21 protein-coding genes are annotated in these 23,068 nt (G+C 57.3%); 15 read left to right on the top strand and 6 right to left on the bottom strand.

Features of this window, described 5'->3' with window-relative positions:
* Positions 1–75: 75 nt before the first annotated feature.
* Together EGY08_RS12255 and yjgA are read right to left on the bottom strand one after the other, a co-directional pair.
* Positions 76–1,587, bottom strand: a complete 1,512-nt coding sequence (locus tag EGY08_RS12255; protein ID WP_004128193.1) for a CoA-acylating methylmalonate-semialdehyde dehydrogenase — start codon at positions 1,585–1,587, stop codon at positions 76–78.
* Between the two features lie 616 nt (positions 1,588–2,203).
* Positions 2,204–2,755: a ribosome biogenesis factor YjgA gene (yjgA, locus tag EGY08_RS12250; RefSeq protein WP_004128196.1), complete on the bottom strand. Its 552-nt coding sequence runs from the start codon at positions 2,753–2,755 to the stop codon at positions 2,204–2,206.
* 94 nt (positions 2,756–2,849) lie between these two features.
* On the opposite strand from yjgA, the gene pmbA reads away from it, so the two are divergent.
* The 12 genes from pmbA (at position 2,850) to EGY08_RS12190 (ending at position 13,731) form a co-directional block, all read left to right on the top strand.
* A complete protein-coding gene (gene pmbA, locus EGY08_RS12245; RefSeq protein WP_004128199.1) occupies positions 2,850–4,202 on the top strand; it encodes a metalloprotease PmbA in 1,353 nt (450 codons plus the stop codon).
* A 35-nt stretch (positions 4,203–4,237) separates the two neighbouring features.
* Entirely contained in the window at positions 4,238–4,624 is a 387-nt protein-coding gene (cybC, locus tag EGY08_RS12240; protein ID WP_004128201.1) for a cytochrome b562, read from the top strand.
* A gap of 383 nt (positions 4,625–5,007) precedes the next feature.
* Positions 5,008–5,346 carry a PRD domain-containing protein gene (locus EGY08_RS12235; RefSeq protein WP_004128203.1) on the top strand — a complete coding sequence of 113 codons (339 nt, stop codon included), beginning with the start codon at positions 5,008–5,010 and terminating at the stop codon, positions 5,344–5,346.
* A gap of 11 nt (positions 5,347–5,357) precedes the next feature.
* The gene (locus EGY08_RS12230) at positions 5,358–5,720 is read left to right on the top strand and encodes an SFCGS family glycine-rich protein (protein ID WP_004098072.1); all 363 of its coding nucleotides are present in this window, start codon (positions 5,358–5,360) and stop codon (positions 5,718–5,720) included.
* A 2-nt stretch (positions 5,721–5,722) separates the two neighbouring features.
* On the top strand, positions 5,723–6,022 hold the full coding sequence (locus EGY08_RS12225) for a DUF4312 family protein (RefSeq protein ID WP_032742017.1): 300 nt from the start codon (positions 5,723–5,725) through the stop codon (positions 6,020–6,022).
* 21 nt (positions 6,023–6,043) lie between these two features.
* Complete coding sequence (locus tag EGY08_RS12220; protein ID WP_004098075.1) at positions 6,044–6,820, top strand: DUF4311 domain-containing protein; 777 nt, start codon at positions 6,044–6,046, stop codon at positions 6,818–6,820.
* A 12-nt stretch (positions 6,821–6,832) separates the two neighbouring features.
* Positions 6,833–7,477: a DUF4310 family protein gene (locus EGY08_RS12215; protein WP_004128208.1), complete on the top strand. Its 645-nt coding sequence runs from the start codon at positions 6,833–6,835 to the stop codon at positions 7,475–7,477.
* Positions 7,478–7,519: 42 nt separating this feature from the next.
* Positions 7,520–8,653, top strand: a complete 1,134-nt coding sequence (locus tag EGY08_RS12210; RefSeq protein WP_123828539.1) for an amidohydrolase/deacetylase family metallohydrolase — start codon at positions 7,520–7,522, stop codon at positions 8,651–8,653.
* On the top strand, positions 8,637–9,755 hold the full coding sequence (locus EGY08_RS12205; protein ID WP_087829733.1) for a DgaE family pyridoxal phosphate-dependent ammonia lyase: 1,119 nt from the start codon (positions 8,637–8,639) through the stop codon (positions 9,753–9,755). Before EGY08_RS12210 ends, EGY08_RS12205 begins: the two co-directional genes overlap by 17 nt.
* The gene (dagF, locus tag EGY08_RS12200) at positions 9,752–10,492 is read left to right on the top strand and encodes a 2-dehydro-3-deoxy-phosphogluconate aldolase (RefSeq protein WP_049113511.1); all 741 of its coding nucleotides are present in this window, start codon (positions 9,752–9,754) and stop codon (positions 10,490–10,492) included. Before EGY08_RS12205 ends, dagF begins: the two co-directional genes overlap by 4 nt.
* A gap of 154 nt (positions 10,493–10,646) precedes the next feature.
* Entirely contained in the window at positions 10,647–11,798 is a 1,152-nt protein-coding gene (locus EGY08_RS12195) for a lactonase family protein (RefSeq protein ID WP_123828538.1), read from the top strand.
* A 22-nt stretch (positions 11,799–11,820) separates the two neighbouring features.
* Positions 11,821–13,731: a BglG family transcription antiterminator gene (locus tag EGY08_RS12190; RefSeq protein ID WP_004128221.1), complete on the top strand. Its 1,911-nt coding sequence runs from the start codon at positions 11,821–11,823 to the stop codon at positions 13,729–13,731.
* A gap of 152 nt (positions 13,732–13,883) precedes the next feature.
* On the opposite strand, the gene nrdG is transcribed toward EGY08_RS12190, so the two are convergent.
* The 3 genes from nrdG to EGY08_RS12175 form a co-directional block, all read right to left on the bottom strand.
* Complete coding sequence (gene nrdG / locus EGY08_RS12185; RefSeq protein WP_004128223.1) at positions 13,884–14,348, bottom strand: anaerobic ribonucleoside-triphosphate reductase-activating protein; 465 nt, start codon at positions 14,346–14,348, stop codon at positions 13,884–13,886.
* 318 nt (positions 14,349–14,666) lie between these two features.
* The gene (gene nrdD / locus EGY08_RS12180; RefSeq protein ID WP_004128226.1) at positions 14,667–16,805 is read right to left on the bottom strand and encodes an anaerobic ribonucleoside-triphosphate reductase; all 2,139 of its coding nucleotides are present in this window, start codon (positions 16,803–16,805) and stop codon (positions 14,667–14,669) included.
* 369 nt (positions 16,806–17,174) lie between these two features.
* Positions 17,175–17,918 carry a MurR/RpiR family transcriptional regulator gene (locus EGY08_RS12175; protein ID WP_049113515.1) on the bottom strand — a complete coding sequence of 248 codons (744 nt, stop codon included), beginning with the start codon at positions 17,916–17,918 and terminating at the stop codon, positions 17,175–17,177.
* A 303-nt stretch (positions 17,919–18,221) separates the two neighbouring features.
* Between EGY08_RS12175 and EGY08_RS12170 the strand changes: the two genes are divergently transcribed.
* From EGY08_RS12170 to celB, 3 genes are all read left to right on the top strand, one after another.
* Entirely contained in the window at positions 18,222–18,485 is a 264-nt protein-coding gene (locus EGY08_RS12170; RefSeq protein WP_232391401.1) for a PTS sugar transporter subunit IIB, read from the top strand.
* A gap of 79 nt (positions 18,486–18,564) precedes the next feature.
* The gene (locus tag EGY08_RS12165) at positions 18,565–19,872 is read left to right on the top strand and encodes a 6-phospho-beta-glucosidase (RefSeq protein ID WP_004128232.1); all 1,308 of its coding nucleotides are present in this window, start codon (positions 18,565–18,567) and stop codon (positions 19,870–19,872) included.
* A gap of 26 nt (positions 19,873–19,898) precedes the next feature.
* The gene (gene celB, locus EGY08_RS12160) at positions 19,899–21,254 is read left to right on the top strand and encodes a PTS cellobiose transporter subunit IIC (protein ID WP_004128234.1); all 1,356 of its coding nucleotides are present in this window, start codon (positions 19,899–19,901) and stop codon (positions 21,252–21,254) included.
* Between the two features lie 123 nt (positions 21,255–21,377).
* On the opposite strand, the gene treC is transcribed toward celB, so the two are convergent.
* A complete protein-coding gene (gene treC / locus EGY08_RS12155) occupies positions 21,378–23,033 on the bottom strand; it encodes an alpha,alpha-phosphotrehalase (protein ID WP_004128236.1) in 1,656 nt (551 codons plus the stop codon).
* Between the last annotated feature and the right edge of the window lie 35 nt (positions 23,034–23,068).

Below are 23,068 nucleotides of genomic sequence, written 5' to 3'. Positions count from 1 at the left end.
TTTCTTTTAAATCCGCCATATTTCCAGGGGGAGGCGATGGCGGCAACTCGAATTAATTGGAGAAATAAGCTGCGATTAAATCGTACCGTCCCAGGAGTCGACTTTTTCGCGTTTCGCTTCCTCTTCATCAAACCAGCGCGAGGTCACGCATTTTGATTCGGTGTAGAAACGTACGCCGTCTTTGCCCAGGCAGTGCAGATCACCGAAGAAGGACTGCTTATGGCCAGAGAACGGGAATACGCCGACCGGTACCGGGATACCGACGTTGATACCGACCATACCGCCGTGCGTGCGTTTCTGGAATTCACGGGCGTAATAGCCGCTTTGGGTGAAAATAACCGAGCCGTTGGCAAACGGGTTATTGTTCATTAATTGCAGACCTTCTTCGAAGGTTTTCACCCGCTTAAAGCACAGCACCGGCCCGAAAATTTCCTGTGTTCCGACGCTCATCTCTTCGGTTACGCGATCCAGTATGGTCGGCCCGACGTAAAAGCCGTTTTCCTGGCCCGGAACCTTAATATCGCGACCATCGAGCACCAGCTTCGCCCCCTCCTCAATGCCTTTATTAATCCAGTCGACCACCGACCGTTTATGGTCTTTAGAAATCACCGGACCCATATCGGTATCGCGCAGATAGCCGGGGCCGATTTTCAGCTGTTTGGCTTTTTCGACGACGGCGGCAATCAGCTTATCGGCGATCTCTTCCTGCACCACGACGACCGGCAACGCCATACAGCGTTCGCCCGCGCAGCCAAACGCGGCGTTGATAATCCCCGCTGCGGTGCGGTTAATCGGCGCATCGGCCAGCACCAGGGCATGGTTTTTCGCTTCGCACAGCGCCTGGACGCGTTTGCCATGAGCGGCGGCTTTGGAGTAAACGTGCAGGCCCACGGAGGTAGAGCCGACGAAGGAGACGCCGTTGACGTCCGGATGGGTTAGCAAGATATCGGCTTCGTTACGTGAGCAGGTCACCACGTTGATAACCCCATCCGGCACGCCTGCTTCCTGGTAGAGCTTGGTGATTTCCATACAGGTCATCGGCGTCATACTGGCCGCTTTTATCACCATGGTATTACCGGAAGCGACGCATAATGGCGCCATCCATCCCATCGGGATCATCGCCGGGAAGTTAAACGGCACAATACCGGCGAACACGCCAATTGGCTCACGGTAAAGGTTGGTGTCGATCCCGGCAGAGGCGTCCATCAGGTTTTCACCGGCCATGAGAGTGGGAATCGAGCAGGCAAGCTCGGTGCCTTCTTTCGCTTTTAAGACATCGCCCTGGGCGTCGCCCCAGGCTTTACCGTTTTCTTTTGCCACCAGCTCGGTTAAGCGGTCCTGATGCTGGATTAATAATTCGCGAACGCGGAACATAATTTGCGAGCGTTTAATGGCTGGCGTATCTGACCATGCCGGAAAGGCTTTGCGCGCCGCGGCAACGGCATCCAGCACTTCTTGCTCGGTGCAGCAGGGGGCCTGAGCCATCACTTCCCCGGTACTTGGGTTATAGACGTCCATATAGCGTTCGGTCTGCGATACGCGCCATTGACCATCAACGAAATATTTCAGTCTTGGTACAGTAGTCATATTTTTCTCCATGATGATAGCTGTCGACTCTCTAAAAATCTGGCTCTGACCGGCGGCAAACGGCTTAGCGCCGGGTCAGCCACTCTCGTGAATAGTGAATTCCCGATGATTACCGGCGATTCACCTGCGGTGGCGCGGAAGATTTGGTCGACTTTCTCCTGAAGAAAGCCTGCAGACGCCCGGTTTTAATTAACAGAACTGACTGGCCAAAATACACGCTCGCACCGTTTCGTTTCTCGTGACTTAATGAAATTAATTTTTCATTATAATAATGTATGAAATAACGAGACCGTTTTGAGAGATGGATCAAAGATAAACAAACTGCTGATAAAGTCAGCGTTTTAAAGGCGGGGTTCTGTTTTTTAATTTAATAAAATCAATATATTAGTATTATTCTGGCAGCATTGCCGAAAAGGTGGGGAGTCCAGGCAGGCTAGAATGGAACGGTTTTTTTGTGAAATAAAAGTTAAATTTAAACGCAGAATGGCATTAAAATGAAAAATTAAAACCGATTTTAAGCCACGGTAACGACGACTGGCTATCGATCAAGTGATCTGTAAGAGGAGGTGGGTCGCCCGGATCGGGCTAGGGCCGTATCCGGGGGAGTCGTTCAGAATTAGCCTTCGCTTTCGGCCAGTTCACGCAGGTACTGGAAGATAAGACGCGCGGACTTCGGCGGCTTGTTGCCTTCTTTCTCTTTTTTGGCGTTGCGGATCAGCGAACGCAGCTGCTGACGATCGGCGTCAGGCCACAGGTTCAGCACTTCAGCAACGGCCTCATCACCATTATCAATCAGACGATCGCGGATCTGCTCAAGCTTATGGAACAGCGCAACCTGCTGGTTGTGGCGGTTCTTGAGCTTGTCCAGCGCCTGACGAATCGGCTCGACGTCGCGGCTGCGCAGCATTTTACCAATCAGCTGCATTTGGCGGCGGCGGCCTTCTTTCTTGATACGCTGGGCGAGTTCAATCGCGTCGCGCAGGTCGGTATCCAGCGGGATTTTATCAAGCGCGTTTTTACCCAGCTCGACCATTTCCGCGCCAAGACGCTTCAGTTCTTCGGCGTCGCGCTTAATTTCACTTTTACTGACCCAGATAATTTCATCGTCTTCATCTTCGACGTCATCACCAGGGACGTCGTCGAGCCAGTCTTCGGGCTGCTTTGTCATCTCAGGCTCCTTAAAAAAGAGACTAATGTTACCAGTTAAGGCGCGCACTGAAAAACGGTTCTCTGTTAGACTTCAGTTAACTCCTTCTTACATTATGGCATTAGCGATGAAAGTCATCTCTCAAGTTGCACAACAGCGTAAGACGCTGGAAGAGGCCGTGACCACGGCGCTGGAACTGGCGGCAGGCAAATCCGACGGCGCGGAAGTCTCCGTCAGCAAAACTACCGGTATCGGCGTTAGCACCCGCTACGGCGAAGTGGAGAACGTAGAATTCAATAGCGATGGTGCCCTGGGCATCACCGTTTATCACCAAAACCGTAAAGGCAGCGCGTCTTCGACCGATCTTAGCCCGCAGGCTATCGCCCGCACGGTGCAGGCGGCGCTGGATATTGCCCGCTACACCTCGCCGGACCCGTGCGCGGGCGTGGCGGATAAAGAGCTGCTGGCCTTTGAGGCCCCGGATCTTGATCTGTTCCATCCTGCGGAAGTGTCGCCGGACGAAGCCATTGAGCTGGCCTCCCGCGCTGAGCAGGCGGCTCTGAAAGCCGATAAGCGCATCAGCAATACTGAAGGCGGCAGCTTTAACAGCCACTACGGCATTAAAGTATTCGGCAACAGCCACGGTATGCTGCAGAGCTACTGTTCGACCCGCCATTCGCTATCGAGCTGCGTGATTGCCGAAGAGAATGGTGATATGGAGCGAGATTACGCTTATACCATCGGGCGGGCGATAGACGATCTGCAATCGCCGGAGTGGGTTGGCGAGGAGTGTGCCCGCCGTACCCTGTCGCGCCTGGCTCCGCGTAAGCTATCGACGATGAAAGCGCCGGTGATTTTCGCCAACGAAGTCGCTACCGGCCTGTTCGGGCATCTGGTCGGAGCGATCGCCGGCGGGTCGGTTTACCGTAAATCTACCTTCCTGCTTGATGCGCTGGGTAGCCAGATCCTGCCGGAGTGGCTGACCATTGAAGAGCATCCGCACCTGCTGAAAGGGCTGGCTTCAACCCCGTTCGATAGCGAAGGCGTCCGTACGGAACGCCGCGATATCATTAAAGATGGCGTGCTGACCCAATGGCTACTGACCAACTACTCGGCGCGCAAGCTGGGGCTGAAGAGCACCGGCCACGCGGGCGGCATTCACAATTGGCGGATCAACGGCCGCGGCCTCAGTTTTGCAAAGTTGCTTAAAGAGATGGGAACCGGTCTTGTCGTAACGGAACTGATGGGGCAGGGTGTAAGCGGCGTCACCGGCGACTACTCACGCGGCGCATCCGGCTTTTGGGTAGAGAATGGCGAAATTCAGTATCCAGTCAGTGAGATAACCATTGCAGGAAATCTGAAAGATATGTGGCGTAATATCGTGACCATCGGCGACGATATCGAAACGCGCAGCAACATTCAGTGCGGTTCCGTGCTGCTGCCGGAGATGAAAATCGCCGGGCAATAAACCTGTGTGCTAAATAATAAAAAAGGAAGTGAGCAATGCGTAAAAAACTGTTAGCGATGCTGGCCGTATCGGCTTTTGCGCTTGGTTCGGCATCGGCCTTCGCCGATCTGGGCGAAGACATGGATACCCTTGCCGAGAACCTGCAAGTGGTGCAGAAAACCTCCGACGCCGGCGAGCTGAAAGCGGCGCTGAATAAGATGCGTACGGCGGCGGTGGATGCCCAGAAAGAGACGCCGCCGAAGCTGGAAGGTAAAGCGGCGGACAGTGCCGAAATGAAAGACTATCGTCACGGTTTTGATGTGCTGATCGGCCAGATCGACGGCGCGCTGAAGCTGGCCGACGAAGGTAAAGTTAAAGAGGCCCAGGCCGCTGCGGAAGAGTTCAAAACCACCCGCAACGCCTATCACAAGAAGTATCGTTAATCGTTTTTAGATGTTAGGTATTTCTGCCGGGCGGCGGCTGACGCCTCGCCCGGCATGGAAAAATGAAAAATACTCCCAAACCCCAAACCCCAAACCCCAAACCCCAAACCGTTCCGCAGGCCTTTGCAGGTAGGTAAGCTGACATAAAAACCACCTTCATCACATTTTTCTCTTTTCTACTCAGCGGGTTTCGCTTCAGAATCGCTGGCGTTTTTGTGATGTTCATCACGTGAATTTGACTAAGTGAACACATTCCTTATGGTTATGTGAAATGAATCACGCCTGCCGCCGTTCTTTCCACTTCGAAGTGGAAAACAACTCGCTACAAACTCATCCTTCCCGGCATTAGTGTTATCCCCAGAGACATCAACGGGGTAATTCAAGTGAATAACGGAGCGGTAACACACGTCCCAGAGGAGCAGGCCACGCTAACCGAACAGCTGGCCAACAAGATGCTGCAGCAGGTTTTCGCGCTATTGAGCCGCCGCAACATCGTCCCCAACGACGTGCAGGAGCAAATGCTGACCTCCCACGTTCGGGCGATGGCCCATCGCTCAATCAGCGGCGAGCCGCTGCCGGAAGTGGATGCCAGCCTGTTCGAAGAGATCTCGGAAGATTCAATGATGCTGGCCCGCGAAGTGGTCGCACAGTTCGGCAATCTGCCAGATGAAGAAGCCTGGCTGCTGTCTGTCCACTTCGAAGTCGCGAAAGATAACCTGTAAGGAGCACTCAAATGGAACAAATCACTGTTGTTATTGGCGATCGCCTGGGTAAAGGACAAAAAGTTGCCGCAGGTGCGGAAAAAGCCGGCGCTCGCGCCGTTGTCGTCCCGGGCGTCGCCGCGGATATGAAGCTGGGCGACATGATGAAAGCCGAAAACGCCACCTTCGGTATCTCTTTCTGCGGCAGCGGCGGCGCAGGGGCGATCACCGCGCAGAATAAGCACGGCTACAAAGCAAAATATGGTATGCGTTCCGTTGATGAAGGCGTCACCGCGATCAACGAAGGCTACAACGTTCTGGGCTTCGGCTTTATGGATAAAGAAGAGCTGGGCGAACGCCTGGTTGAGGCCTGGAAGAAGAAGTACGGCGCGTGAGTATGAAAGAGCAATTCACCACCACGGTGAGCGTTGCCGGCAAAGGCGAGAGCAAAGCGCGCGCTTTCGCTGATGCGCTGAACCATGTTCAGGCGGCGGTGATGAAAACGTCGCCGCACATTCTACTGCGTATTGAACCACAGGATGTGGAGGTTGTTCATGCGCGTGAAGCGGTACGAAAAGAGGCGTTTTTATTCTTCTTTCTGCGCCGCGAGCGACGGAGCTACAGCGTGGAGCTGAAGGTCACCGTCAACGTGACCGCCATTAATCTCGATAAAGTGGATTTCGTCACGCAAACCTGATTTTCACCAAAGGGTCAGACTATGTTCCTGATAATTTTAATAAAATCGCTCATCATCGGCGGCCTGGTTGGCGTCGGCGTTGGCGCCGGAGCGGCACGCATGTTTCATGCGCCCACCACGCAGGGGATGGGGGCGTTTCGTACGTTGGGCGAGCTGAATTCATGTGAAGGCGATCCGGCTTCCCACTTCTCTTTTGGCCTGGGCTTCTTCTTCAACGCCTGGGCCTCTTCCGTCGCGGCAGGCTCCTTCACTCAGGACGTTGACCACCGCATCATCCCCAACTGGGGGGCGGCGGCCCTGATGATCAAAAACCGCAACGTTGGCGAGACGCTGCACGATCCGAAAAAGATGGCCATCGCCTGCGGCATTATCGGCATGATCGTGGTCGCTTTCCTCAACCTGACCGCTTCTTCAGTACCGGAAGCGCTGCAGGTGACGGCGGTCAAAGTCCTGGTTCCGGCGGCGAACCTGCTGGTGAACACGGTGATGCCGGTTATCTTCTGGCTGGCGGCGATTGATGCCGGTAAAAAATCGGGCTTCTGGGCGACGATTTTCGGCGGCGCGGCGCAGCTGATTATGGGAAACGCCGTACCGGGCCTGGTGCTGGGTATCCTGATTGGTAAAGGCGTAGAAGAGAGCGGCTGGCACCGCGTCACTAAAGTGATGATGGTGGCCATTGTCGCGCTGTTCGTCCTGAGCGGCTTCTTCCGCGGTTTCGATATGAAGATGATTGAATCCTTCCATCTGACCGTGCCGAACTGGCTGGAACTGATCCACAACTCGCTCAGCGGTAAATAACAGGAGCCTCTCATGGAACAAAATAAAGGTTTTTGGTATGCCGACTGGTCGTTCCCGATCTTTGTTGGCCTGCTCTCCTCCGGCGTCTTTGCCGGGACGCATATGTACTACCTCTACGGTATCGGCGCGTTTAACGAAGTCGCTTTCGTGGCGATGCTGAAAGCGGGAATCGATACCGGGGCCTACGGCGCGGTAGCGGCGTTCGGCGCCAGCTTCCTGTTCGCGCGTATTATCGAAGGCTCGCTGGTGGGGATTCTGGATATCGGCGGGGCGATTCAGACCGGCGTCGGCCTGGGCGTTCCGGCGCTGCTGCTCGGCGCGGGCTTTGTTTTCCCGGTCGCCAACTTTGCCGCCTCTCTGGCCACCGGTCTGGTGCTTGGCCTCGCCATTGGCTACATCATCATCCTGGCGCGTAAATTCACCATCAACCAGAGCGACTCCACCTACGGCGCGGACGTCATGATGGGGGCCGGTAACGCCTCCGGCCGCTTCCTCGGGCCGTTGATTATTCTCAGTGCCATGGCCGCTTCTATTCCTATCGGCATCGGCTCCCTGGCGGGCGCGCTGCTGTTCTACATCTGGCAGAAGCCGATCACCGGCGGCGCGATCCTTGGCGCGATGCTGCTTGGGTCAATCTTCCCGGTGGCGATTAGTTAAGTTCTGCGGGCGCATCGGCGCCCGCGTTAACAGGAGAGAGATATGTTTGATTTACTCCTGCGCCGTGCGCGCCTCGTCGACGATACCCTGACCGATATCGCCATCCGGGACGGTAAAATCGCGGCGCTTGGCGAGATTAGCGCCCCTGCGCGCAAAACTATTGCGCTGGACGGCAGCTGTTATGTCAGCGCGGGCTGGATTGACTCCCATGTTCACTGCTATCCGAACTCGCCGATTTACCATGATGAGCCGGACAGCGTGGGGATTGCTACCGGCGTGACCACCGTGATTGACGCGGGCAGCACCGGTGCGGACGACGTGGATGATTTCTACCAGTTGACCCGCCAAGCCGCGACTGAGGTTTATGCCCTGCTTAATATCTCCCGCGTCGGGCTGATTGCCCAGAATGAACTGGCCAATATGGCGAATATCGACGCGGATGTGGTGAAGCAGGCGGTCAACCGCTATCCGAACTTTATCGTTGGCCTGAAGGCGCGCATGAGCAGCAGCGTGGTGGGCGAAAACGGCATTACGCCGCTGGCGCGCGCGAAGGCGATGCAGCAGGAAAACGGCGGCTTGCCGCTGATGGTGCATATTGGCAACAATCCGCCCGACCTGGATGAAATCGCCGACCTGCTGACCTCCGGTGACATCATTACCCACTGCTACAACGGTAAACCCAATCGTATTCTGACGCCGTCCGGCGAACTGAAAAGCTCGATTTCCCGCGCGCTACAGCGCGGCGTGCGCCTTGATATCGGCCACGGTACCGCCAGCTTCAGCTTTGAAGTGGCGCGGCGGGCGATTGCTATGGGCATTCTGCCGCACACCATCAGCTCCGATATCTACTGCCGCAACCGTATCGACGGCCCGGTGCGCTCGCTGGCGCTGGTGATGTCGAAATTCCTCGCCATCGGGATGTCGCTGCCGCAGGTCATCGACTGCGTGACCGCTCACGCCGCAGACGGCCTGCGTCTTTCTCATAAAGGGCGGTTGGAGGTGGGCTACGACGCCGATCTTACGTTGTTTACCCTCGCGCAGACGCCGACGGTGCTGGTGGATGCGGAAAAAGAGAGCCTTCAGACCGACACGATTCTGCAGCCGCTTGCCGCCGTTCGCGCGGGCAAGGGCTATATGACCGAACAAGGGAGCGCGGAAAATGCCTTCGATTTTTGAGAAATATGATTTAAAACAGGTTATTAATACCTCCGGCCGTATGACCATTCTCGGCGTCTCCACGCCGCGGCCGGAAGTGGTGGAGGCCGCGATGGCGGGCATGAACCAGTATTTCGAGATGAAAGATCTGGTCAACAAAACCGGCGCGTATATTGCGAAGCTGCTGGACGTGGAAGGAGCGACCGTCGTCTCCTGCGCCTCGGCGGGCATTGCCCAGTCGGTGGCGGCGGTGCTAGTAAAAGACAGCGACTGGCTACTGGAAAACCTGCACGTGGCGCCGATCGAAAACAACGAAATCGTGCTGCCTAAGGGTCATAACGTCAACTTTGGCGCGCCGGTGGGCACCATGGTGGCGCTGGGCGGCGGCAGGCTGGTGGAAGCGGGTTACGCCAACGAATGTTCCGCCGGGCAGCTGGCGGCGGCGATTACCCCACGCACCGCGGCCATTCTGTATATCAAATCCCATCACTGCGTGCAGAAAAGCATGCTCAACGTGGCGCAAGCGGCCGAGGTGGCGCAGCGCCATAATCTGCCGCTGATTGTCGACGCGGCGGCGGAGGAAGATCTCCAGGCCTACTATCGTGCCGGCGCCGATCTGGTGATTTATAGCGGCGCGAAGGCGATCGAAGGGCCGACCAGCGGGCTGGTGATTGGCAAAACCCAATACGTTGAGTGGGTCAAACGCCAGTCGAACGGCATTGGTCGGGCGATGAAGGTGGGCAAAGAGGGGATTCTCGGGCTGACCTGCGCCATCGAACATTACCTGACGGCGAGCAAAGAGAGCGGTGAGCAGATGGTGGCCAAGATGACGCCGTTTATTCAGCAGCTTAATACGCTTAATGGCGTGACGGCGCGCGTGGTCTGGGACAGCGCCGGCCGCGATATCGCGCGGGCAGAGATTAAGTTTGATGAAGCGGTGACCGGCGTCAATACCGGCGATCTGGTCAATGCGCTGAAGCAGGGCGAATACGCCATCTACTTCCGTGGCTATAAAGCTAATGAAGGCATTATTGAAGCCGATGTCCGCAGCGTGAACGCGCAGCAGCTGGAGATTGTCTCCCGTCGCATCGCAGAAGTTTTGAACAAGGAGAAAAACGCATGAAACTGACCCCTAATTTTTATCGTGACCGCGTCTGCCTGAACGTGCTGGCGGGGAGCAAAGATAACGCCAGCGAGATTTATGAGGCGGCGGAAGGTCATGTACTGGTGGGCGTGCTCTCCAAAAATTACCCGGACGTCGCCAGCGCGGTGGCCGATATGCGGGAATACGCGCTGCGGATCGATAACGCGCTCTCCGTGGGACTGGGTGCCGGTGACCCGAACCAGTCGGCGATGGTCAGCGAAATTTCGCGCCAGGTGCAGCCGCAGCACGTTAATCAGGTATTTACCGGCGTGGCGACCAGCCGCGCGCTGCTGGGGCAGGACGAAACCGTGGTCAACGGTCTGGTGTCGCCAACCGGTACGCCGGGCATGGTGAAGATCTCCACCGGTCCGCTTAGCAGCGGCGCGCCGGACGGCATCGTACCGCTGGAAACCGCGATTGCGCTGTTGAAAGATATGGGCGGCAGTTCGATTAAATATTTCCCGATGGGTGGGCTGAAGCATCGCGACGAGTTTATCGCGGTGGCCGAGGCCTGCGCCCGTTATGATTTCTGGCTGGAGCCGACCGGCGGGATCGATCTGGAAAATTATGGCGAGATCCTGCAGATCGCGCTGGATGCCGGCGTGAGTAAAATTATCCCGCATATCTACAGTTCGATTATTGATAAAGCCAGCGGTAACACCCGCCCGGCGGATGTGCGTCAGCTGCTTTCGATCACCAAACAGTTAGTCAAATAGCGCCGTTGCCCTCACCCCGGCCCTCTACCAAAGGGAGAGGGAGATAACCAGACGGTGCCTTTTGCGCCGATCGGGCGGGAGAATACCGAACTGTTCCCTCGCCCCTCTGGGGAAAGGGTGAGGGGAACCCTCAGCGAACCATCAAGGAGCCACCATGCCAACCGCTCGTCATCTGCTTGTTGCTTCACTCTCTCTACTCGCCGCCAGCGCCGCTGCGCAAACCCAATACGCCTGGGTCGGCACCTACAACCCCAATGGTGAAGGACTGTACCGCTTTACCATCGATAGCCAGACCGGAGCGCTGCGAGATAAAGCGCTGGTTGCTAAGCTGCCTCATCTTGCCCAGCTCACCGTCTCGGCGGACGGCAAAACCCTGTACGCCGCCAGCGAAGTGGACAAGGGTGTGGTTCAGGCATGGCGCATCGGCAGCAACGGCGAACTGAGCGAGCTCAATCAGGTCGCTTCCGGCGGCGCCGGTCCGGTTTATCTCTCCCTGACCCCCGATGGCCGCCATCTGCTGGTGGCAAACTATGTCAGCGGCAGTATCGCGGTGCTCCCGGTGAACGAAGAGGGTAACCTGGGTGAAGCGGTGGATATACATCAGGATCAAGGCCCTGCTGGCGCGGAACGCCCGGCGGCGGCCGTCGAAGGCAGTTTTGCCATTAGCGATCATAACGGCCCGCACGCCCATATGATTGCCGCCGATCCCAGCGGTAAGTTCGTTTATTCCACCGATCTGGGGCTGGACCGGATCTATCAGTACCGGCTGGATAACGCCAGCGGCAAGCTGACGCCGAACGATCCGCCATTTATTGACGCCTCATCTCCCGGCGCCGGGCCGCGCCACTTTGTTTTTACGCCGCAGGGCGACGGACTATGGCTGATTAACGAAGAGGCATCGACGCTTACCTTCTATCATCTTGATAAGCAAACCGGCCTTCTGCGCGCGGGGAAAACGGTCTCGACGCTGCCTAAAGAATATAAGGGCACCAGCTTTGCCGCCGGCCTGGTCCTGAGCCGCGACGGCAAGCAGCTGTACGTCGCCAACCGGCTGCATAACAGCATCGCCCACTTTACGGTGCTGGCCGACGGCAGCCTGAGCCACCAGGAAGATATCTGGACCCGCGGCGACTACCCGCGCACGCTGACCCTGGACAGTCAGGGGCAGTGGCTGTACGTCATGAACCAGCGTAGCGACAACATTACCCGTTTCCGCGTCGCGCCGAAGGATGGCAGGTTGACGTTCTCCCCGGACTACACTCCGGTCGGCGCCCCGTCGCAGATGGTGATATCCGCTCAACCCTGAGCCGTAAGAAAAAGGAACTGACATGCGATTTCCCAATCAACGTTTAGCGCAGCTGTTTACTCTGTTGCAAAACGAAACGCTGCCGCAGGAGGAGCTGGCGCAGCGGCTGTCGGTTTCTACTCGCACGGTGCGCGCGGACATCACCGCGCTGAACGCGCTGCTGCTGCACTACGGCGCGCAGTTCACCCTTACTCGCGGCAGCGGTTATCAACTGGTGATTCACGATCCGTCGCGCTATCAGACGCTGGAAGAGAGCGCGCCGAAAGCGCAGCACATCCCGCGAACCGCGGCGGATCGCAGCCACTTTTTGCTGGTGCGCTTTTTAACCTCCGCGTTTTCTATCAAGCTGGAGGATCTGGCCGATGCGTGGTTCGTCAGCCGCGCCACCTTACAGGGCGACATGGTCGACGTACGCGAACGTTTTCAGCGTTATCAACTCACCCTCGAGACGCGTCCGCGCCACGGTATGAAGCTGTTCGGCAGCGAGGTCTCCATTCGCGCCTGCCTGACCGATCTGCTGTGGGAGCTGAGCCAGCAAGGGCCGCTGAACCCGCTTATCGGCGAAGAGGCGTTTGACGCCAGCGTACCGGCGCTGCTGGCAGGCGTGCTGCAGGAGACGTTGACCCGTCATCACGTGCGCCTGACTGACGCGGGAGAACGCTTTGTCTGCCTGTACGGTGCGGTTGCCGTGCGCCGCGTGAGTGAAGGGTATCCGCTGGCCGACTTTAGCGCCGAGGATGTGGCGCAGAACGTGCGCGACGCCGCCCGCGAGCTGGCGAATACCCTGCAACAGCTGGCGGGTAAACCGCTTGCTGCGGCGGAAGAGGAGTGGCTGTGCGTCCATCTTGCCGCCCGCCAGGTGCAGGACGTCGATCCGGGCACCATCAGCGCCGACGACGACGAAGCGCTGGTGAACTACATCCTGCGCTATATCAATCAGCAATATAACTACAATCTGCTGGACGACGCCCAGCTGCATGCGGATTTACTGACCCATATTAAGACCATGATCACCCGCGTGCGCTACCAGATAATGATCCCTAATCCACTGCTCGATAACATCAAGCAGCACTATCCGATGGCGTGGGACATGACCCTGGCGGCGGTATCCAGCTGGGGAAAATATACCCCCTACGCCATCAGCGAAAATGAGATTGGCTTTCTGGTGCTGCATATCGGCGTCGGGCTGGAGCGCCATTACAATATCGGCTACCAGCGTCAGCCGCAGGTGTTGCTGGTGTGCGATACCAGCAACGCGATGGTGCGGATGATTGAAGCTATTCTTCAGCGAAAGTATCCGCAGCTGGAAATTGCCGCCACCCTCTCGCAGCGCGAATATGAACAGCGGCAAGAGATCGCGGAAGATTTTGTCATCTCCACCGTGCGCATCAGCGAGAAAGATAAGCCGGTGGTGACCATTGCGCCGTTTCCTACCGACTATCAGCTCGACCAAATCGGCAAGCTTGTGCTGGTGGACCGCACGCGTCCCTGGATGCTGAATAAGTATTTTGATGAGACTCACTTTCAGGTAATTGATGCCCCGATGGATCGGCAGACGCTGTTTGCCACGCTGTGCCAGCAGCTGCAGCGGGAGGGGTTTGTCGGCGCGGAGTTCCATGATTCGGTGGTGGAGCGTGAGGCTATCGTCAGCACCATGCTCGGCGACGGCATCGCGCTGCCCCACGCCCTCGGCCTGCTGGCGAAAAAGACCGTGGTTTATACCGTGATTGCGCCGCACGGCATCGCCTGGGGCGATGAAACCGCGCATATCATCTTCCTGCTTGCCATCAGCAAAAGCGAGTATGAAGAAGCGATGGCGATCTACGATATTTTCGTTACCTTCCTGCGCGAACGCGCTATGGCCCGCCTCGCCGTCACCCGCAGCTTTGATGAGTTTAAAGCGGTGGCGATGGAGTGCGTCAGCCGGTTTTGAGAGGCGCTGTCAGAGTTCGAGCCGTGCGCGCTTCGGAATACCGTCTGGTATATCAGGTTCGGGATGAGGGGGTGATGGTTTATGCGATTGCTGTGGGAAACGAGACAAATTAGCCGTCTACCGGAAAGTCAATAAACGGCTGTAGCGGGAGGCTATCTCAGGTGATGCACCACCTGGTTGCTGCTGCCGCGCCAGATTAGCGCCGGGTCTTTGAGATCCTGCACAAATTTGCCATCAACCAGCACGTTGATGAGATCCACCACCTGCATCTGCGCATCGTTAAGTTCGGAAAGCGTGTAGCCGGTCCATACCCAGATGTCTTTACCGGGGCACTCGGCGCGAACGCGCTGCACCAGCTTAAGGATCTCCGGGACGTTCTGCGGATGCAGCGGGTCGCCGCCGGAGAGGGTGATCCCCTGGCGCTTAACGCGCGTGTCGTTGAGGTCGGCAATGATGCGGTCGGCCATCTCGGGGGTAAACGGCATGCCGGAATTTAGCCGCCAGGTGCTTTTGTTGTAGCAGCCGGGGCATTCGTGAACGCAGCCGGAGACAAACAGGGTGCAGCGGGTGCCCGGACCGTTAACAATATCTACCGGGTAGTACTGATGGTAATTCATTTTTTCGCTTCTCAATTAACGCCATAGCCGCGTTGGCTGCGCTCGCTCACCCCAGTCACGTACTTAATGTACGCTCCCGGGGATTCCCTCGTTTGCCGCCTTGCTCTGACGCTAATTGCTTTGCGAAAACGGAGGGGCTTTGCATTTGTAAAGGGAACGGCTCCCGGCGTCGCTGCGCTCGGCCGGGCTACGAAAAGCCGCATACGCGGTTGTAGCCCGGATAAGGCGCTTTGCGCCGCGATCCGGGAATGGCCAAACGGCGACTGGTCGGTACCCTCTCCCCGTTGGGGAGAAGGTTAGGGGCTAAATCGCGCGGAATTAACCGATCTGCCCGTTACCCAGATGCTTCACGCGGCGCTTCACTTCTTCCTGCTTGCCGGCGTTGAACGGACGCGCGTCCGGGCTCCCGAGATAGCCGCACACGCGGCGGGTTACCGATACGCGAGAAGCATCGTGGTTGCCGCATTTCGGACAGGTGAAGCCTTTGCTGGTGCACTCGAACTCGCCGGTAAAGCCGCACTCATAGCACTCATCGATGGGCGTATTGGTTCCGTAATAGGGTACGTGCTGATAGCTGTAATCCCAGACGTCTTCCAGCGCTCTCAGGTTGTGCTGAATATTCGGGTACTCGCCGTAGCAAATAAAGCCCCCGTTAGCCAGCGGCGGATAAGGCGCTTCAAAATCGATTTTGTCGTAAGGGTTCACCTTCTTCTCCACGTCAAGGTGGAAGCTGTTGGTGTAATACCCTTTATCGGTCACGCCTTCAATGACGCCGAACTCAGCGGTATCGAGACGGCAGAAGCGGTCGCAGAGGTTTTCGCTCGGCGTGCTGTACAGGCTAAATCCATAGCCCGTCTCGTCTTTCCACTGATCTACCGCTTCGCGCAGGCGCTGAACGATGGCGACGCCTTTCTCACGCAGCGCTGCGCTATCGTACATATGCTTGTTGCCGAACAGCGCGTTGATGGTTTCATGGATGCCGATATAGCCCAGCGAAATTGACGCGCGGCCGTTTTTGAAAATCTCTGAAACGTCGTCGTCCGCTTTCAGACGCACGCCGCAGGCCCCTTCCATATACAGAATCGGCGCCACGCGAGCCTTCACCCCTTCCAGGCGGGCGATGCGGGTCATTAGCGCTTTACGCGCCAGCTGCAGGCGTTCGTCGAGCAGTTTCCAGAACTCTGTTTCGTCGCCCTTCGCTTCCAGCGCGATGCGCGGCAGGTTGAGGCTGATAACGCCGAGGTTATTGCGGCCATCGTGCACCTGTTCGCCGTCCTCGTTTTCCCACACGCCGAGAAAGCTGCGGCAGCCCATCGGCGTTTTGAACGAGCCGGTCACCTTCACTACCTGATCGTAGTTGAGGATGTCCGGGTACATACGCTTGCTCGCGCACTCCAGCGCCAGCTGTTTAATGTCGTAGTTCGCATCGCCGAACTTGTGGTTCAGGCCGTCGCGAATGGCGAAGACCAGCTTCGGGAACACCGCCGTTTTGCGATTTTTACCGAGGCCCGCGATGCGGTTGCGCAGAATGGACTGCTGAATCAGGCGCGATTCCCAACTGGTGCCAAGGCCAAAACCGAAGGTCACGAACGGCGTCTGACCGTTGGCGGTATGCAGGGTGTTCACTTCATATTCCAGCGACTGGAAGGCGTCGTAGCACTCTTTCTCGGTGCGGGAACGGGCGTAGCCTTCGGCATCGGGGATGTGCCACTCTTCGGCAATTTTACGGTGCTTATTGAAGCTTTCGGTAACAAACGGCGCCAGTACTTCATCGATGCGGTTGATGGTCGTACCGCCATAAATATGGCTGGCGACCTGAGCGATAATCTGCGCCGTCACCGCGGTAGCGGTAGAGATTGACTTCGGCGGCTCAATCTCGGCGTTGCCCATTTTAAATCCCTGGGTCAGCATGCCTTTAAGATCGATCAGCATACAGTTGAACATCGGGAAGAACGGAGAGTAGTCGAGATCGTGATAGTGGATCACGCCGCGCTCGTGGGCCATCACCACGTCATGCGGCAGCAGGTGCTGGCGCGCGTAGTGCTTGGCGACGATACCTGCCAGCAGATCGCGCTGGGTAGGGATGACTTTGCTGTCTTTGTTGGCGTTCTCGTTGAGTAACGCCGAGTTGGTCTGCTCAACCAGGCCGCGAATTTCCTGGTTCAGACGACCGCGCTTTTCACGTTGGCTATCGCGGTCGTGGCGATATTCAATGTAGGCGCGCGCCAGCTGCTTGTACGGACCGGACATCAGTTGGTTCTCAACCGCGGTCTGGATCTCGCTGATATCCACCTGGGCGCGGCCCTGCATTTGCTGGCTAACGACTTCTGCGACGGTGGCGCAATAGTCTGCGTCATCGACTCCCGCTGCTTTAGCTGCACGTAGAATTGCTTCATTTATGCGCTCTGACTTGAACGGCACTTTACAGCCATCGCGTTTCATCACATGCGGTGTCATGATCACTCCATAATTTTTACAGAACAGGTTATCCACAGAGGCGGAAGGTCAATCGAAGCCACGAGGCGCTATAGCTGCCGCCGTTTCCCTCCGATCCCGGCCCTTTTTATCCACATCCCATCACCGCCTGAGTACGATGGGCGTGGTGACATAATAGACTATTAATACAATATGTGGGGCCGGGACGCATTTTAAGTTCTATATGTAGTGCTTTGCATCAAAGATGTTTGCAATTTTATTGATGCAGAACAAAGTAAAAAGAGGAGAGCAGGAATGATGGGCACTTGCGCTTAATGTAAATTTATCCGCTTATAAAATAAGCAGAAATGGGGCCTGAACGCAGTAAATTCAGGCCTGAAAGGGATAACGTCAGGCGAGCAGCGCGTCGTTAAGCAGGTCGACCAGCAGCAGCAGGGCGTAACGCGCGGCCTGCGCATTCTCAGGCAGAGGCAACAGCGCGGAGGCCATATTGCTCAACGCGTGGTTGGCCGGAGTGAGAGCGAAAATCGTCGCTTCCTGTACCCGGGCCAGCAGGGTAGCGCCCTGCAAAATCGCGTCGGCCTCGCCGGTTGCCAGCACCAGCAGGAGATGATCGTCGCTGAGGGTACTGGCTACCATCCGCATCAGGGCGCTGTCCTGGCAGAGATTAATCACGATACCGATGGAGAGCAGCTGGTGCTGAAGCAGCGTCGCCAGCGCGATATCCTGCGCGCCGAGGGCGAAACAGTGCACGGCGCGGGCATTTTGTAGGCGCGTGCGTAGCTTTTGCAGCGTCGATTCGGGCGTGCTGACCAGCTGCTGCTCCAGATTTGCGCTAATCAGGCTTAACTTGTCGCGCCACGCGGCCGGCAGCGCGGCGCTCTCCTCGTTTAGCCAACTGGTGCGACGTTCGCAGGCCTGCGCCAGCTGCTTGCGCAAATCACGAATATCCTCGCAGCCGACGGAGCGGGCAAAGCGGGTAATTGTGGCTGCGCTCACGCCAGCGCGCACCGCCAGTTCATCAATCGAAGCGCTGGCGGTAAAGCTTAAATTCTGCAGAATAAATGCCGCGACTCTTGATTCCTGAGCGCTAAAGCGCGTCATGCCTTCCTGTAACTGCCCTACGATATCCATGCTTAGCCTCTTTCTCCGCCACCGCCTGATTGAAAATATTTTTCAAATAATGATGGCTTTTTATACCACTTAATCACCCGCAATGCCTGAGATTATGACCGGTTTCGCTTTTATGCCGGGGTAAAGAGGCGAAAAATAACGCCTCGATCACGTACGTGAAAAAAATTTTCATATAGCCTTCACCGATACCCGCACCTCGCCCTATAGTCGATGGTGCTTATTTAGCACTCGCTCAAGCAAAACCCAATGGGAGGAATTATGCCACGTATCGTCCTGTGCTGCGCCGCCGGAATGTCCACCAGCATGCTGGTTAACAAAATGAAAACCGAGGCGCAGCAGCGCGCGCTGGCGCTGGAAATTTATGCCGTGCCCGTCGCCGAGTTTGAACGCGAGTTGCCGAATGCCGACGTGATTTTACTGGGGCCGCAGGTGAAGTACGAAGCGGCCCGATTGACTGAGCTTGCTGCCCCGCACGGGAAAGCCGTTGCGGTAATCGATATGGCAGATTACGGCATGATGCGCGGGGCCGCCGTCCTTGATAAAGCGCTCGCTCTGCTGAACCACTAACGCTTTCCCATCAACGCGTTCATTTCGCAAAGCCGCTGCGGCCTTGCGCGGGGATCTGTACGCCAAAAATGAGGCCACTATGCAAACATTGAAAATTGCCGTCATCGGCGGCGGCAGCAGCTATACGCCGGAACTTATCGAAGGCATTATCCTTCGCCATCAGCAGATTCCGGTCACGGAACTGGCGCTGGTCGATGTCGAAGCCGGGCGCGAGAAAGTGGTGATTATCGCCGGGCTGGCCCAGCGTATGCTAAAGCGCCATGGTCTCGAACAGGTTAAGGTTAGCGTGCATTTCAGCCTGGATGAGGCCATTCGCGGCGCTAAATTCGTCCTGACCCAGCTGCGGGTTGGGCAGCTGGCGGCGCGGGCGGCGGATGAGCGTTTGGGGCTGAAATATAACCTCCTGGGCCAGGAAACCACCGGCATCGGCGGCTTTGCTAAGGCGCTGCGCACCATTCCGGTGATCTTGCAGGTCGCGCGCAAAGTTGAGGCGCTGGCACCCGACGCCTTCATCCTCAACTTTACCAATCCAGCGGGGATCGTGACGGAGGCGGTGAGCCGCTACAGCAGCGCTAAAATCATCGGCCTGTGCAACGTGCCCATCAACATGCAGCATATGATCGCCGGCATGCTGGAGGCAAAGGCAGAGGAGGTCAGGCTGAGCTTCGCCGGGTTAAATCATATGGTCTGGGTACACAAGGTGATGCAGGGGCGGGAGGATGTCACCGGTAAGGTTCTCGACATGCTGTGCGACGGTCAATCACTGTCGATGAACAATATTAAATCGTTGCCGTGGCCGGCGGAGTTTCTGCGGGCCCTGAAGGCGATTCCCTGTCCCTATCACCGCTATTTCTGGCTGACGCCAGCCATGCTGGCGGAAGAGATTGAGGCGGCGAAAACCAAAGGCACCCGCGCGGAACAGGTGATGAAGGTGGAACAGGAGCTGTTTGATATTTATGCCCGGCCTGAGCTGGATGAAAAGCCCGAACAGCTGAGCTTTCGCGGTGGGGCCTACTACTCCGAAGTGGCGGTGGAGCTGATTAACGCCATTTACAACAATCTTGGCAAAGAGATGGTCGTCAACACCCGCAACAACGGCGCGATCCACGGCTTCGATGATGATGCGGTGGTGGAAATTAACAGCATTATTGACGCGCAGGGCGCACGACCGCTGGCCTTTGGCGCGCTGTCGCCGATCATGAACGGACTGACGCAACAGGTGAAAGCCTTCGAGCGCTTGACGATTGAGGCCGCGGTTCACGGCTGCCGGGATAGCGCGCTGCTGGCGCTGGTAAGTAACCCGCTGGTTGGGAATGTGACCGATGCCCGGGCGCTGCTTGATGAGGTGTTAACCATCAACCGCCCCTGGTTAACGCAGTTTAACTAAACTTTTCCGCCTTCGGGGATATCACTATGTCTCGTACTTCATTTATTGAACGCTATGTCATGCCCGCCGCGCTGAAAATCGGCGGTCAGAAGCATGTCCTGTCGGTACGCGACGGCATTATTCTCAATATGCCGTTTATGCTGATTGGTTCGTTTTTCCTGATATTCGCCTACCTGCCGATTCCAGGCTACGGTGAGATGATGGCCAGCGTATTTGGCGATGCCTGGCGCGACAAAATGCTGTACCCGGTCAAAGCGACCTATGACATCATGGCGCTGCTTTCGGCCTTCGGCATTGCCTACCGGCTGGCGGAAAAATATCGGACCCTGGACCCGCTCAGCGCCGGGGCGATGTCGCTGGTGGCGTTTGTGATGACGATCCCGCAGGTGACGCTTTTTACACCGGCAGATGGCTCGGCGGCGCAAATCGTCAAAGGCGTGCTGCCGGTAGGGATGATTGGCAGCCAGGGACTGTTTGTGGCGATTGTGATTTCGCTGCTTTCCACGGAGATCTACCGCCTGGTGGCCAGCCGTAATCTGGTGATCCGCATGCCAGATGGCGTACCGCCCGCGGTGGCGAAATCTTTTCTCGCCCTGATCCCCGGCTTCTGCGTGCTGGCCGTGGTGCTGGCGCTGCGCCTGATCGTCGAAGCCTCGCCGTTCGGTGATATCAATAGCATGATCACCACGCTGATTGGTATTCCAATGTCGCACGTCGGCGGTTCGCTGCCGGGGATGATTATCTCAGTGATCCTGATTGGCATCCTGTGGACCCTGGGGCTGCACGGCGACACCATTGTGCTGGTGTTTATTCGCCCGGTCTGGCTGTCGAATATGTCGGAGAACCTGGAAGCGTTTCAGAATGGGCTGCCGATCCCGCATATCATCACCCAGCAGTTTTATGACCTGTGGATTGCGCCCGGCGGTACCGGGGCGCTGCTGGGGCTGGTGATTTTTATGCTGCTGCGCAGCCGTAGCCAGCAGATGAAACAGCTAGGGAAAATTGCCGCGCCGGGGGCGCTGTTCAATATCAGCGAGCCGATGGTATTCGGCATTCCGCTGGTGATGAACCCGTACTTCTTCCTGCCGTTTATTTTGACGCCAGTCCTGTTGGTGATTGTCTCGTATACCGCGATGGCCACCGGGCTGGTGATGAAGCCGGCGGGGATTGCGCTGCCGTTTACCACGCCTATTTTTATGAGTGGCTATCTGGCGACCGGAGGGCACGTTTCCGGTGCGGTGCTGCAGGTGGTGAACCTGGCGATCTCGCTGGTGATCTACTATCCGTTCTTCCGGGCATGGGATCGCCTGAAGGCAAAAGAAGAGCAGGCGTCAGCGCAGCCGGAAGCCAGCGCGACGCTGTCTGCGGCCGATCGTATTTAAAGCATATTCCCGGAGGCGGCGCTTGACGCGCCTGTCCGGGCTACTGGCTCGCAGACGATGGTGAACCTGTAGCCCGGGTAAGCGCAGCGCGACCCGGGACTCTCAGCGCAAGCCGGGGAGGGGTTACTCCTGCAGCCACCATACCGCTTCAAACGGACGTAGGGTCATATCGGCAGGACGGTTTGCCGCTTCCGCGTAGTTGCTCATCAGCATCCCCCATTCGCCGCTCATCGCTTCCGGCTGCCAGCGCTGGAACTCGCGGCTCAGGTTCGCCACGACCACCAGCGTTTGCCCTTGCCACTGACGGCGATAGCACCACAGGGACGGATGTTCCGGCAGCAGGTCCTGATAGTCGCCCCAGGTCAGCACTGGCGCGCTCTTGCGCAACGCAATCAGCTGCTGATAGGTATAAAACACCGATTCCGGGTCCGCCAGCGCCGCTTCGGCGTTGATCTCGCGATAGTTATCGCACAGCGCAATCCACGGCTCGCCTGCGCTAAAACCGCCGTTATCGGCGCTGTTCCACTGCATTGGCGTACGGCTGTTATCGCGCGATTTACTGGCCAGAATCGCCAGAAGTTCATCCGGATCCTGGCCCTGCGCCGCGCGTTCGATGAACATGTTGTGGCTCTCAACGTCGCGATAATCGGTAATGCGCGTAAAGTGCGGATTCGTCATGCCGATCTCTTCGCCCTGATAGATATAGGGCGTGCCCTGCATACCGTGGAGCACCATCGCCAGCATTTTCGCCGCCGGGACGCGGTATTCACCCTCGTCCCCGAAGCGGGAGACGATGCGCGGCTGGTCGTGGTTACACCAGAACAGCGCGTTCCACGCGCGATTGTGCATCCCCTGCTGCCAGTGCCTGAACAGCGCTTTCAAGGCCACAAAATCCGGGCGCGCCAGCGTCCACTTCTCGCCGCCGGGATAGTCCACCTTCAGATGGTGGAAGTTAAAGGTCATCGATAGCTCACCGCCGTCGAGCGCCGCGTACTTCTGGCAATGCTCAAGCGTGGTGGAGGACATTTCGCCGACCGTCATCAGGTTGCGCGGGGTGAAGACATCGCGGCTCATCTCCTGCAAAAATTCGTGCGCTCGCGGACCGTCGGTATAGAAGCGGCGGCCGTCGCCATCCGTATCGGACGGAAAGGTCTGGTCTTTGGAGATCAAATTGACCACATCGAGGCGCAGGCCGTCGACGCCGCGATCGGCCCAGAACTCGCACACTTTTTTCAGCTCCGCGCGTACCGCCGGGTTTTCCCAGTTCAGGTCCGCCTGCTCAATGGCGAACAGATGCAGATAGTACTGCTCGCTTTCGGCGTGCCACTGCCAGGCGTTACCGCCAAATTTTGAGCGCCAGTTGTTGGGCGGCGTGGTGGGTTCGCCGTCGCGCCAGATATAGAACTGGCGATACGGACTCTCTTTATTGAGCGCTTCGCGGAACCACGCGTGTTCGGTCGAAGTGTGGTTCAGCACCATATCCAGCACGATGCGGATCCCGCGATCGTGCGCCTGAGTGACCAGTTCGTCGAAATCGTCCAGCGTGCCGTAGGTTGGGTCGATAGCGGTATAGTTGGCGACGTCGTAACCATTATCCACCTGTGGCGAGACGTAGAACGGCGTCAGCCATATGGCGTCCACGCCGAGCTTTTGCAGATAGTCGAGGCGGGAGGTGACGCCGCGCAGATCGCCGGTTCCGGTACCGGTGGTGTCCTGGAAACTCTTCGGATAGATTTGATAAATAACGCCGTTTTGCCACCAGAGGGGAAGGGTATTCATATCACGTTCCTGCTACAGCAAGGGAGCGCCTGGGC

It is taken from the genome of Klebsiella sp. FDAARGOS_511 (genome assembly GCF_003812845.1).
Lineage (GTDB): Bacteria > Pseudomonadota > Gammaproteobacteria > Enterobacterales > Enterobacteriaceae > Klebsiella > Klebsiella grimontii.
This window is presented reverse-complemented; position numbering and strand designations above follow the sequence as displayed.

Excerpts from the sequence above, each read along its gene's own strand:
- nrdG (WP_004128223.1), bottom strand. The coding sequence starts at position 14,348 with ATGAATTACCATCAGTACTACCCGGTAGATATTGTTAACGGTCCGGGC.
- EGY08_RS12210 (WP_123828539.1), top strand. The coding sequence starts at position 7,520 with ATGTTTGATTTACTCCTGCGCCGTGCGCGCCTCGTCGACGATACCCTG.
- EGY08_RS12255 (WP_004128193.1), bottom strand. The coding sequence starts at position 1,587 with ATGACTACTGTACCAAGACTGAAATATTTCGTTGATGGTCAATGGCGC.
- EGY08_RS12175 (WP_049113515.1), bottom strand. The coding sequence starts at position 17,918 with ATGGATATCGTAGGGCAGTTACAGGAAGGCATGACGCGCTTTAGCGCT.
- pmbA (WP_004128199.1), top strand. The coding sequence starts at position 2,850 with ATGGCATTAGCGATGAAAGTCATCTCTCAAGTTGCACAACAGCGTAAG.
- celB (WP_004128234.1), top strand. The coding sequence starts at position 19,899 with ATGTCTCGTACTTCATTTATTGAACGCTATGTCATGCCCGCCGCGCTG.
- treC (WP_004128236.1), bottom strand. The coding sequence starts at position 23,033 with ATGAATACCCTTCCCCTCTGGTGGCAAAACGGCGTTATTTATCAAATC.
- EGY08_RS12165 (WP_004128232.1), top strand. The coding sequence starts at position 18,565 with ATGCAAACATTGAAAATTGCCGTCATCGGCGGCGGCAGCAGCTATACG.
- dagF (WP_049113511.1), top strand. The coding sequence starts at position 9,752 with ATGAAACTGACCCCTAATTTTTATCGTGACCGCGTCTGCCTGAACGTG.
- EGY08_RS12230 (WP_004098072.1), top strand. The coding sequence starts at position 5,358 with ATGGAACAAATCACTGTTGTTATTGGCGATCGCCTGGGTAAAGGACAA.
- EGY08_RS12170 (WP_232391401.1), top strand. The coding sequence starts at position 18,222 with ATGCTGGTTAACAAAATGAAAACCGAGGCGCAGCAGCGCGCGCTGGCG.
- EGY08_RS12195 (WP_123828538.1), top strand. The coding sequence starts at position 10,647 with ATGCCAACCGCTCGTCATCTGCTTGTTGCTTCACTCTCTCTACTCGCC.
- yjgA (WP_004128196.1), bottom strand. The coding sequence starts at position 2,755 with ATGACAAAGCAGCCCGAAGACTGGCTCGACGACGTCCCTGGTGATGAC.
- EGY08_RS12220 (WP_004098075.1), top strand. The coding sequence starts at position 6,044 with ATGTTCCTGATAATTTTAATAAAATCGCTCATCATCGGCGGCCTGGTT.
- EGY08_RS12205 (WP_087829733.1), top strand. The coding sequence starts at position 8,637 with ATGCCTTCGATTTTTGAGAAATATGATTTAAAACAGGTTATTAATACC.
- EGY08_RS12190 (WP_004128221.1), top strand. The coding sequence starts at position 11,821 with ATGCGATTTCCCAATCAACGTTTAGCGCAGCTGTTTACTCTGTTGCAA.
- cybC (WP_004128201.1), top strand. The coding sequence starts at position 4,238 with ATGCGTAAAAAACTGTTAGCGATGCTGGCCGTATCGGCTTTTGCGCTT.
- nrdD (WP_004128226.1), bottom strand. The coding sequence starts at position 16,805 with ATGACACCGCATGTGATGAAACGCGATGGCTGTAAAGTGCCGTTCAAG.
- EGY08_RS12225 (WP_032742017.1), top strand. The coding sequence starts at position 5,723 with ATGAAAGAGCAATTCACCACCACGGTGAGCGTTGCCGGCAAAGGCGAG.
- EGY08_RS12215 (WP_004128208.1), top strand. The coding sequence starts at position 6,833 with ATGGAACAAAATAAAGGTTTTTGGTATGCCGACTGGTCGTTCCCGATC.